Genomic DNA, 9,398 nt, shown 5'->3' with positions numbered 1-9,398 from the left:
GGAGCCGGCTTAAGCCTTTGCTGAGTAGCGGATTTTGCCTCCGCGCCCGGAATGTTTCTACTCCGCGGGTTGCAGGTTCGAGTCCTGCCGGGATCGCCAACCGACGCTAAAAGGGGGCTAGTCTCGCTCGGCCCCCCGCGGCGCCGCAGCGGCGTTCATCTTCCAACCTCGGCCTGATGCGCCCGCCACCACGACGCAATCGCCGCGGCCAGATCATTCCAGAGCTCCGTCGGAAGATCGGGAATAGCCACCCGGACGCTATACTGTTCCCTAGTGGCATCGTGAAACCACTCGGTCGCGGCGAAGTCGAAACCGAAGCTGCCGGCGTGACGGATGGGAAAACCCTCGGCGCGGAGTTCGTTGCTCATGTCTTCGGCGGCCTGTCGCGCGCTCGCCTCGTCCAGCGGATGCCTGCTCCGAAGCGTAACGTAGAGGCCGTGGGTGAAATGGAGCTCGGCCGAGAGCGCCGGGAGCCTTGCGGCAAAATATCGGGCCGTGCTTCGTCCGTTGCGCAAGATCGCCGCAACGCGCCTTTTCGTCAGAGCCCAGTAGGTTGCACTGCCCGCAAAGGGCGGGAAGTGTGCCGGCAACGCCGCGCCGCCGAGCAGCCGCACCGCGTTACGCGTTGCGGCGGCGAGCCCTTTGCAGTCAAGGCGCCCTGCCCGCCGCTCGTGCTCCTTGTCATAGACGAAAACCGCCGAGCCGAGCCGGCCATATTCCGCTCCGAGCGAATCGAGCTTGTTGTGGCTTCGCACCAGCACCAGCGGAATTCCGTATCGCCGGGCCCATCGCAGGACGCGTCTGATCCGCCCGGATCTGCCGGCGAAACAGGTCGTGTCGAAGACGAGGAGATCGAGCCCCGAGCCGTCACTGCGGAGCGCCGCCTCGAAAGCGCCGGCAAAGGAGCAGGAATCGAGCAACAGGATTTGCGGAGAATTCCCCCGGGCAAACCCATCGCCCAGCGCGGGCTTCAAGCCGACGAGTTGCAGGTGCGGGACAAAGCTTCGGATCAGCTCCAGCGTTTCGCCGTAGGTGCTCGGGAGCACCAGGATGTCGGCCTTGTCGATGATCTGTGCGGAAGCGAGGAGCACAGCGGAGATCGCGGCCATGCCTGACGCGGTATAGATCGTCTCGATCGTGCAGCCGCACGCGAGCTCATAGAACGAAGGACCGCGTACCCTGAGATCGGCCCGCTGGTAGTCATAACTGAACTGGAACGGCCCGCTGGCGGGATCGGCCGTGTGCGACCAGGCCGTCTCCGTCGCCTTCCACTCATGCAGCTCATGCTCCGCTCTCAGCGCCGCAGTGATCTGGAATTTGGACCTGACGACCTCGTCGACGGATCGCGGACGTGCCAAATCGAGCCGGTTTCTCAGACAATCATTCAATAGCCTGAGTTCCTGATGCTTTCGTTCCAGATAGGCCTCAAGCGTCTCCATGCGGATCTTGGACATGTGCCATCCGCAATTCAACGTCTGCGCCCTGCGTTGGGTCCAGTATCTGCCCGCGCGGCCTGCAACGAAGGCCGCTCTTCGCAGTTAAAGACTGTGCAAGGAGGACCATATGGCTGATATCAGAGAGCACATGAAAATCATCGGCAAGGACGGCGCCCATGTCGGCACCGTCGACCGCGTCGAGGGCAACCGCATCAAGCTGACCCGGAAGGACAGTCCCGAAGGTCACAAGGACCACCATCACTACATCGACACGAAATATGTCGGCGCCGTCGAAGGCGATGTCGTCAAGCTGTCGGTGAACGCCGACGCCGTGCCGAAAACGGAAGCGGCATAACACAGCAAGCCCCTTTGGGGGCTTTTTCTTTGTTCACGGACCCGTTTCGGGGTTCGCCGATTCGTGTCAAGCGCAACATCGCTACGCAGCAAACTTTGCAAATCTATCGCACTTCAAGAAAGCGTGCGCAGGCCTGTCCAGCGGACAGCAGAGCCCTACCTATCCGGCATGCAAAAGAGCTGTCGAAGGTTATCGTGATGCCGCCATCCGATTGGACAAGAATCGCCATCACGTCCGGGGTTGCCGCCAGCGCCATGGCATTTTTGGCGATCGACGCTGCCGTAGACGTGAGCCCGGGCGGAATTGCGAAGCGCCTCGAAGTTGTGCAAGCTTCTCTGACGGATGTCGCGGTTGGTCACCATCAACTGGCCTTCGCCGTTCGGGCCTGGGCGCGTGGAGGCGACCAGACGCACCCGGCGGCGTATCGATCATGCATCCAGCGTCACGAGCAGAGGCCGCAGCCGGTAGGCATCAATCGCGGCGTTTGACAGTAGCAGTCTGCGCCGCTCGCCGCGCAGCATCATGCGGTCGATCCTGTTCAGGATGAAGCGGGCTGAATCCTTGGGTTCACCGGTTAGCAGACCGGATTGGTCGAGATATCTCCAGGCGATCTCGAAGGACTGTGCACGCAATTCGGGGTCGGTCATGGCCGGCCAACGCTGCTGCGGATCGAATGTTCCGAGATCTGAGCCGAGGTGGACCGCGCAAGCCGGTCGCCCTGGGCAAAGGCGCGATAAATTTCTGCGCGTCATGGAACGAGTTCACCACCGGCACGTTGCATGCGACGAAACAGGTGGTGCCGACCTACCAGCCCCGGTCGGCTTTGAAGAACCCCGTGCTTGTCCCCCCGAGCACGGGGTTTTTCTTGCCACGAAAGGGCTGTCGGCGGGAATGCGGCTAATCCGTCCGCTCCTCACGCCGGTCGCGGGCGAGCTGATGCCAAGCCAGGGCCAGCTGGATCAGGCGCTGCCGATCAGCGCCTTCGGACGCAGCGGCCCGCTTCATCGCGGCCTCGGCCTCGTGCTGTGGATCGTACTTGCTGCACATGATGCCGACCGTATAACCGGCCGATCTGGACAAGCGCATGGCAATTTCGTCCGTATCATTGCGGGGCAGCGCCGGCGTCCGGCGGAATTGTCACGGGAGACTCCGGAGCGATCGCTTCGATGTATGCAGGCATCGTGACGCCAGGGCCGAGATTCATTCAGACTGGTGTGTCATTCAGACTGGTCTGTGAATTGCCTCACAGGCTGCGGACGGCATCTCCGATAAACACTACTTGGCGCTCTCTAGGCGCGAGCGCTTGCAGGAGCGCAGAGGACAGGATGGTCCGGTCATGACACACAAAGCAGCAGCCGAGGTGGTCGTCCCGACCCAACGACAAGGGTCCGCCCTGCTCGGGATCGCCTATCTCGGCACCATCACCATCGTAATGCTGGCATGGATCGGCGGCCTGGTCTGGGCCGCGATGGCGTTTTTCAACTGGCTGGTATCTTGAAGCGCAAAGGCGATTTGGTCTGCCCGCTGGGGAGCCGCCGCCGATGGTGCGCTAGAACAGCTAATGCAGTACCTGCGAGAGCTTGATCCCCCCGCAAACGATCATGTCCCACCACGCCATGCTGATCTGGATGGAATCCAGCATGAGCTACACCCCGCGAATCATCCCGACGTTTTCTTTCGAGACTTGCGTGAGTGTCAGCGAGCGCAGTGCTGGATGTGATGCCTATCGCGGGGCGCCAGACGAAAGAGGCGGGCCTGAGCCCGCTTCTGCGCTTCAAATCCGGCTGGGAAAACTCAGTAGCATGCGCGGGGATCGGCCTGCACATACTGACCGTTGGGATAGCGGTAGTAGCAAACGCCCTGAGCCAGATAGTAGCCGGGTTGCGAGGCGGCCGTAGCGCCGGCGATCGCGCCGGTCGCCCCGCCGAGAACCGCGCCTGCGGCAGCTCCGGTTGCATTGCCGGAGAGCAGGCCGCCCAGCACCCCACCGACGATGGCGCCGCCCAGCGCGCTTGCACCGGGATCAGCTGGCGGCGGAGGCGGTGGCGGCGCGTACGCCGCCGGCGGCGGCGCATAAGCCACCGGCACGTCGTCGATATACTCCTCGGAGATGTAGGCCGGCGGTCCGGCCATGCGCTGCGGATAATAATACCAGACGCCGCCGACATCCCACCACCAGCCCGATCGGCCGTTGCGGACCTCGTGGCGCCAGCGTCCGCCCTCCCAGGCGCGGTTGCCGCGATAGGCGTGACCGCCCCAATCGCGCGCCGGTGCGGGCCCGCGGGCATAATTGCGCGCGGGCGGGCCGCCGGCATTGTGCGAGCCGGGACCGGCATGAGGCTGACCGGAAGGCTGCAGCGCGGGCCGGGCCGCCTGCTGCGGCGGAGGCCCCTTGCGCATGGACTGATTGTCCTGGGGCGGCGCGCCGGGTCGCGACCCTGCCGGCTGTTGGCCGGCCTCCTTCGGCGGTCTGGCCTCCTGCGCCTGCGCCGACAGCGCGAGCAACGACATGGCCGAAACCAAGGGAATGATGATCTTCATGCGGCTGGACGCACTCATGCGTGTTTGACCCCCTACTCTCTCGATTGCCGTGCTCAATTGCCGTGGTTCCTGGCGCGATAAACGCTTCATCTCACGCCGAGCTGATGCCGGGCTGACATAACTGACCTGCTTGATCGGCCAAGTCCCGTTAAAAATGATTAAGATCAGAGCAATTTTTGGCCCGAAAGAGCTGCAGCGGTGCGCGCCGGACCGCTCCTAGCGCGCCGGCTCGATCACGTTGCAGTTGCTCCGCCCTGACATCAGGCAGTCCTGCATCTTGCTGGCGGCCGTGAGATCCCGCGCGAGCCACCAGCCGACGCCCAGGATCACGATCGCGATAATCAAGCCGGCGACCGCGCCGCGGCGGTTGTCGCCGGATGGTGACTTTTGAGAGGATTTGGGCTTCGGGCCCGATTCGGGCTTGGACATGGGTGACCTGTTTCGGTCGGGCAAGGTGCCTTTAGCACCTCTGCGACGTGGCGTCACATCCGATCGTCCGATCCAGTTCAGCCCCTGGTCGGCCGGATTGCATCCTTGCGCGAGGTCTCGACCGCCGGGGTCGTCCGCGGTGCACAGGTGGTGAGCACGAATGCGGTCCGGGTGCACTCCCAATCGGCGCCCAACACGGCGCTCTCGATCGGCTGCGGACGGGCTAGCAGCAATGCGGCGCCGGCCAGCGCCGCCACCACGAAGGCAGCTCCGAGCGCCTTCAGGCTCAGTCGGAAGATCGTCATGCCCGTGCTCCGTCTCGTTGGGGCGGACGCTAGGCGCCGCTCCGCGTGCTCCCTTATGAGGGACATCACAATTCGGCAGTTTTTCCGGGCTACGAGAGATCGTCGGGGGGCGATTTTTCGTTGACCTGATCGGCTGCGATTTGGGTGGCGTTGCGACGTGCGTCGATGTACACGCATGTGCGTCGCGTGGCGCCTGCTATGCCCAGCCGACGTACCAACAGGCAGTGATGTAGGATCGAAAGCGAGGAAGACAAGGCTGGTCGATGAGTGGATTCAGGGAACCCGGTTTCGCAGACCGTCAGAAGGCGGCGCAGGACGCACGCAAAAATCTTTTGAACAAATTCAAATCCCAACCCGGGCCCGATGATCCCGCGGTTGCGGCGAAGCGCGCCGAGCGCGAGGCTCTCGCAGTGAAGCGCGCCGAGGCAAAGGCCGCGCGCGACGCGGAGAAGGCTGAGCAGAAGCGCCGCGAGGAAGAGGCGAAGGCAGCCGAGGCCGCGCGGATTGCACGCGAGGCTCAGGAGGCGGCCGAAAGGATGGCTGCGCTCGAGGCCGAGCAGAAGGCAAAGCGCGACGCCCGCTACGCGGCCCGCAAGGCCAAGCGGAAGTAGCGTTCAAATCAAATTGAACTGAGGCACGCCTCAGTTCACTTCACTTCGAGATGGTCCACCGGAGCGCGCGAATGCGCCGCCCCGATGGCCGATTGCGGAGGGCATCCGAAGCGCGCGCCTTCGCCTCGGCGAGGCGCTTCGCGACGACCGCGGATAATCAATTCTTCTTCATCATCCCGTCGTCTTTCTTCATGCCGTCCTTCGACATGTGATCCTTCTTCATGCCCTCGTCCTTGGACATGGTATTCTTCTTCACGCCGTCCTTGGACATGGTGTCCTTCTTCATCATGCCCTCGTCCTTGCCCATCTTGTCCTGAGCAAAGGCGGCAGGCATCAGCGCGAGGCCAAGCGACAGGGCGGCAGCCGAAACGCCGAGCACGATGCGGGTGCGAATGGTCATGAGCAGTCTTCCCTTCGAGATGGTGTTTGTCAGCGACGGATGCCGCTGTCCTGTCGACGGATTGCCACGTGGTGTTGTTACGCGCCGGCCGATAATTTCCGCGCGCCCGCTGCCGTCCTTCGTCTGGCGTAGTCCCACGCAGATCGAAAGTGTGCAGCGCAGCACGTCCGGCACTTGCCGCGGCATTCGGTCTCGAACTATCAGATGAGAGATCATCGGGTGTAAGACCGGCTAGGATGGGCCTACGCGCCGGGCTCGAAAACCCGGACCCAAATTCACGCCAAACAAGAACCTTGCAAAGAACCGCCCAAGGGGATCACACCATGCTCACGCGCCGTCATCTGCTCGCGACCGCCGTCGCCGCACCCGCCATTCTTCGCTTCGGCACCGGGACGGCGCAGGCCGCCACCACGCTGAAGATCTCGCACCAATTCCCAGGTGGCACCATCGACAAAGGCGATTTCCGCGACCGGCTCTGCCGCATGTTCGCCGCCGAAGTCGCCAAGCGCAGCAATGGCGACATCGCCGCTGAAATCTATCCGAACTCCTCGCTGATCAAGACCAACGCGCAGTTCTCCGCGATGCGTAAGGGCGCGCTCGACATCAGCCTCTATCCGATGCCTTATGCGGGCGGCGAGCTGCCGGAGACCAATATCGGCCTGATGCCCGGCCTCGTGACCACCTATGACCAGGGCTTGCGCTGGAAGAAAGAACCGGTCGGAAAGGCGCTGACCGACTTCCTCGCCGACAAGGGCATCATTCTGCTCACCTGGGTCTGGCAGGCCGGCGGCGTCGCCAGCCGCTCCAAGCCGATCGTCGCGCCTGAAGACGCCAAGGGCCTGAAGGTGCGCGGCGGCTCGCGCGAGATGGACATGGTGCTCCAGACCGCCGGCGCCTCGGTGCTGTCGGTGCCATCGAACGAAATCTACGCGGCGATGCAGACCGGCGCCTGCGATGCCGGCATCACCTCGTCCACCAGCCTGATCTCGTTCCGTCTCGAAGAGGTCGCGAAGTCGCTGACATCAGGGGCCGGCACCTCCTATTGGTTCATGCTCGAGCCGCTGATGATGTCGAAGGCGATCTTCGACAAGCTGCCGAAGAACCATCAGGACATCCTGCTCGCGGTCGGCACCGAGCTCGAAGCCTTCGGCCGCAAGGGCGCGCAGGACGACGACGTCGAGGTTGCCAAGGTCTACGAGAAAGCCGGCGCCAAGGTCTCGGCGCTCGACGCCGCGACCGTCGGCAAGTGGCGCGACATCGCCCGCGACACCGCCTGGAAGGACTACAGCGCTAAGACCGCGACCGCTGCGAACCTGCTCAAGCTCGCCACCGACGTCGCAGCATGAGCCACGGTCCGCTTCCGGATCGTGATGACCTGCCGAACGCTGCCGCAAGAACAGGCCTTGCGGCGGCGATCGATCGCGGCCTCGCCGTCCTCAACAGCATCATCGTCGTGTTCGCCGCGATCGCGCTGGTCGCGGCCTGTATGATCCTGAGCTACAGCGTGCTCAGCCGCGCGCTGTTCAAGGCCGCCAATTACTGGCAGGATGAGGCCGCCGTGTTCCTGCTGGTAGGCGCCACCTTCATGACGGCGGCCTATGTGCAGCAGAACCGCGGCCACATCGGCATCGAGGCCTTCGTCGGCCTGCTCTCGCCGTTCGCGAACAAGGTCCGGCTCTGGCTGGTCGACGCCGCAACGTTCCTGTTCTGCGGCTTCTTCGCCTGGAAGTCCTGGACCCTGGCCCATGAAGCCTATGTCGACGGCCAGGTCTCCAACTCGATGTGGTCGCCGCCCCTCGCCATTCCCTATTCGCTGATGGCACTCGGCATGAGCCTGCTCTGCATCCAGATCCTCGTGCAGCTTGCGCTGCCCTTCACCGGAGCCCGGCGGCCATGAGCGTCTTTGGTATCGGCCTCGCCTATGGCATCGCGACGCTGCTCGTGATGTTTTCGGGCATGCCGATTGCGTTCGCGCTTGGCGCAGTCGCAGTCGTGTTCATGGGCATCTACATGCCCGCCGCTTCGCTCGATACGGTGACGCAGAACGTCTACGAGGAAATGGCCTCGATCACGCTCTTGTCGATCCCGCTCTTCATCCTCAAGGGTGCCGCGATCGGCAAGTCGCGCGCCGGCCAGGATCTCTATTCGGCGCTGCATGCCTGGCTGCATCGGGTGCCGGGCGGCCTCGGCGTTGCCAACGTCTTCGCCTGTGCGCTGTTTGCAGCGATGGCGGGCTCCTCGCCCGCGACCTGCTCGGCGATCGGCTCGGCCGGCATCCCCGAGATGCGCAAGCGCGGCTATTCCGGCGGCTTTGCTGCCGGCATTATCGCTGCCGGCGGCACGCTCGGCATTCTGCTGCCGCCCTCGATCACCATGATCCTGTTCGCCGTCGCCGCCGAAAAGTCGCTCGGGCGGCTGTTCCTCGCCGGCATCGGGCCCGGCCTCTTGCTGGTCTCGCTGTTCGGCGCCTATGCCGTGATCCGCTTCCGCCAGGAATATGCCGCCGCCGAAGCGATCTACAAGAACGGCGGCGCGGAAGCTCCGATCCTGCAGCGCGACGAGTATACGCTCGCCGAACGCTTCAGCGTCCTGCCGCGGGTGATCCCCTTCGTGCTGCTGCTCACCGGCGTCATGATCGCGCTCTATGGCGGCTACGCCACGCCGTCGGAAACCGCCGGCCTCGGCGGCCTCTTGGCGCTGGCGCTGATCGCAGCGATCTACAGCGTGTGGCGGCCGAGCGATCTCGCTCCGATCATGCGGTCGACGATCCGGGAATCGACCATGCTGATGATGATCATCGGCATGTCGCTGCTCTATTCCTACGTGATGAGCTATCTGCACATCTCGCAATCGGTCGCCGAATCGATCGTCGCGATGCACCTGCCGCGCTGGGAGCTGCTGTTCGCGATCCTCGTCATGGTCGTGGTGCTCGGCTTCTTCCTGCCGCCGGTCTCGATTATCCTGATGACGGCGCCGATCATCCTGCCGCCGCTCCGCGCCGCCAATTTCGACATCATCTGGTTCGGCGTGGTCATGACCATCGTGATGGAGATGGGCCTGATCCACCCGCCGGTTGGCCTCAACATCTTCGTCATCCGCAATGTCGCGCCCGACATTCCCTTGCGCGAGGTGATCTGGGGCACGCTGCCCTTCGTGCTGCTGATGATGCTCGCAGTCCTGCTGCTGTGCCTCGTGCCGGAGATCTCGACCTGGCTGCCGGATCTCGTGATGGGGCCGGACGGGAGCAGGTAGAGCTAGCCGAACTGCCGTAGCTCGAGGAGCGAAGGCGGAAGCGTGCCCACCACTTCTGTCGCGATCATG

The 9,398-nt window shown here is 63.8% G+C and carries 13 protein-coding genes; 6 read left to right on the top strand and 7 right to left on the bottom strand.

The window, feature by feature from the left end:
• Positions 1-155: 155 nt before the first annotated feature.
• A complete protein-coding gene (locus tag IVA91_RS35120) occupies positions 156-1,439 on the bottom strand; it encodes a hypothetical protein (protein ID WP_247281127.1) in 1,284 nt (427 codons plus the stop codon).
• A gap of 124 nt (positions 1,440-1,563) precedes the next feature.
• Here IVA91_RS35120 and IVA91_RS35115 point away from each other — a divergent pair, with 124 nt between their 5' ends.
• Positions 1,564-1,791, top strand: a complete 228-nt coding sequence (locus IVA91_RS35115) for a DUF2171 domain-containing protein (RefSeq protein ID WP_027574503.1) — start codon at positions 1,564-1,566, stop codon at positions 1,789-1,791.
• 428 nt (positions 1,792-2,219) lie between these two features.
• Here IVA91_RS35115 and IVA91_RS35110 read toward each other — a convergent pair whose 3' ends face one another.
• Positions 2,220-2,438 (bottom strand): hypothetical protein, encoded by a 219-nt coding sequence (locus IVA91_RS35110; RefSeq protein ID WP_247281050.1) that lies wholly within the window; start codon positions 2,436-2,438, stop codon positions 2,220-2,222.
• Between the two features lie 250 nt (positions 2,439-2,688).
• On the bottom strand, positions 2,689-2,877 hold the full coding sequence (locus IVA91_RS35105; protein WP_247281049.1) for a hypothetical protein: 189 nt from the start codon (positions 2,875-2,877) through the stop codon (positions 2,689-2,691).
• A gap of 250 nt (positions 2,878-3,127) precedes the next feature.
• Here IVA91_RS35105 and IVA91_RS35100 point away from each other — a divergent pair, with 250 nt between their 5' ends.
• Entirely contained in the window at positions 3,128-3,289 is a 162-nt protein-coding gene (locus IVA91_RS35100) for a hypothetical protein (RefSeq protein WP_247281048.1), read from the top strand.
• Positions 3,290-3,585: 296 nt separating this feature from the next.
• On the opposite strand, the gene IVA91_RS35095 is transcribed toward IVA91_RS35100, so the two are convergent.
• From IVA91_RS35095 to IVA91_RS35085, 3 genes are all read right to left on the bottom strand, one after another.
• Complete coding sequence (locus tag IVA91_RS35095; RefSeq protein WP_247281047.1) at positions 3,586-4,350, bottom strand: hypothetical protein; 765 nt, start codon at positions 4,348-4,350, stop codon at positions 3,586-3,588.
• 198 nt (positions 4,351-4,548) lie between these two features.
• A complete protein-coding gene (locus IVA91_RS35090; protein ID WP_247281046.1) occupies positions 4,549-4,761 on the bottom strand; it encodes a hypothetical protein in 213 nt (70 codons plus the stop codon).
• Positions 4,762-4,838: 77 nt separating this feature from the next.
• A complete protein-coding gene (locus tag IVA91_RS35085) occupies positions 4,839-5,066 on the bottom strand; it encodes a hypothetical protein (protein WP_247281045.1) in 228 nt (75 codons plus the stop codon).
• Positions 5,067-5,329: 263 nt separating this feature from the next.
• On the opposite strand from IVA91_RS35085, the gene IVA91_RS35080 reads away from it, so the two are divergent.
• Positions 5,330-5,677 (top strand): DUF6481 family protein, encoded by a 348-nt coding sequence (locus IVA91_RS35080; RefSeq protein ID WP_247419673.1) that lies wholly within the window; start codon positions 5,330-5,332, stop codon positions 5,675-5,677.
• A 157-nt stretch (positions 5,678-5,834) separates the two neighbouring features.
• On the opposite strand, the gene IVA91_RS35075 is transcribed toward IVA91_RS35080, so the two are convergent.
• Positions 5,835-6,077 carry a pentapeptide MXKDX repeat protein gene (locus tag IVA91_RS35075; RefSeq protein ID WP_247460720.1) on the bottom strand — a complete coding sequence of 81 codons (243 nt, stop codon included), beginning with the start codon at positions 6,075-6,077 and terminating at the stop codon, positions 5,835-5,837.
• A 323-nt stretch (positions 6,078-6,400) separates the two neighbouring features.
• On the opposite strand from IVA91_RS35075, the gene dctP reads away from it, so the two are divergent.
• The 3 genes from dctP to IVA91_RS35060 are packed head-to-tail and all read left to right on the top strand — an operon-like array spanning position 6,401 to position 9,329.
• Entirely contained in the window at positions 6,401-7,423 is a 1,023-nt protein-coding gene (gene dctP / locus IVA91_RS35070; RefSeq protein WP_247281042.1) for a TRAP transporter substrate-binding protein DctP, read from the top strand.
• Complete coding sequence (locus IVA91_RS35065; RefSeq protein ID WP_247419674.1) at positions 7,420-7,974, top strand: TRAP transporter small permease; 555 nt, start codon at positions 7,420-7,422, stop codon at positions 7,972-7,974. The genes dctP and IVA91_RS35065 overlap by 4 nt, the downstream gene beginning before the upstream one ends.
• Positions 7,971-9,329: a TRAP transporter large permease gene (locus IVA91_RS35060; RefSeq protein WP_247419675.1), complete on the top strand. Its 1,359-nt coding sequence runs from the start codon at positions 7,971-7,973 to the stop codon at positions 9,327-9,329. Before IVA91_RS35065 ends, IVA91_RS35060 begins: the two co-directional genes overlap by 4 nt.
• Positions 9,330-9,398 lie beyond the last annotated feature (69 nt).

It is taken from the genome of Bradyrhizobium sp. 153 (assembly GCF_023073835.1).
GTDB lineage: Bacteria > Pseudomonadota > Alphaproteobacteria > Rhizobiales > Xanthobacteraceae > Bradyrhizobium.
The sequence above is the reverse complement of the archived record's forward strand: the minus strand, read 5'-3'. Positions and strand labels throughout refer to the sequence as shown.

Excerpts from the sequence above, each read along its gene's own strand:
- IVA91_RS35090 (WP_247281046.1), bottom strand. The coding sequence starts at position 4,761 with ATGTCCAAGCCCGAATCGGGCCCGAAGCCCAAATCCTCTCAAAAGTCA.
- IVA91_RS35115 (WP_027574503.1), top strand. The coding sequence starts at position 1,564 with ATGGCTGATATCAGAGAGCACATGAAAATCATCGGCAAGGACGGCGCC.
- IVA91_RS35075 (WP_247460720.1), bottom strand. The coding sequence starts at position 6,077 with ATGACCATTCGCACCCGCATCGTGCTCGGCGTTTCGGCTGCCGCCCTG.
- IVA91_RS35120 (WP_247281127.1), bottom strand. The coding sequence starts at position 1,439 with ATGGAGACGCTTGAGGCCTATCTGGAACGAAAGCATCAGGAACTCAGG.
- IVA91_RS35085 (WP_247281045.1), bottom strand. The coding sequence starts at position 5,066 with ATGACGATCTTCCGACTGAGCCTGAAGGCGCTCGGAGCTGCCTTCGTG.
- IVA91_RS35095 (WP_247281047.1), bottom strand. The coding sequence starts at position 4,350 with ATGAGTGCGTCCAGCCGCATGAAGATCATCATTCCCTTGGTTTCGGCC.
- IVA91_RS35060 (WP_247419675.1), top strand. The coding sequence starts at position 7,971 with ATGAGCGTCTTTGGTATCGGCCTCGCCTATGGCATCGCGACGCTGCTC.
- dctP (WP_247281042.1), top strand. The coding sequence starts at position 6,401 with ATGCTCACGCGCCGTCATCTGCTCGCGACCGCCGTCGCCGCACCCGCC.
- IVA91_RS35100 (WP_247281048.1), top strand. The coding sequence starts at position 3,128 with ATGACACACAAAGCAGCAGCCGAGGTGGTCGTCCCGACCCAACGACAA.
- IVA91_RS35110 (WP_247281050.1), bottom strand. The coding sequence starts at position 2,438 with ATGACCGACCCCGAATTGCGTGCACAGTCCTTCGAGATCGCCTGGAGA.
- IVA91_RS35080 (WP_247419673.1), top strand. The coding sequence starts at position 5,330 with ATGAGTGGATTCAGGGAACCCGGTTTCGCAGACCGTCAGAAGGCGGCG.
- IVA91_RS35105 (WP_247281049.1), bottom strand. The coding sequence starts at position 2,877 with ATGCGCTTGTCCAGATCGGCCGGTTATACGGTCGGCATCATGTGCAGC.
- IVA91_RS35065 (WP_247419674.1), top strand. The coding sequence starts at position 7,420 with ATGAGCCACGGTCCGCTTCCGGATCGTGATGACCTGCCGAACGCTGCC.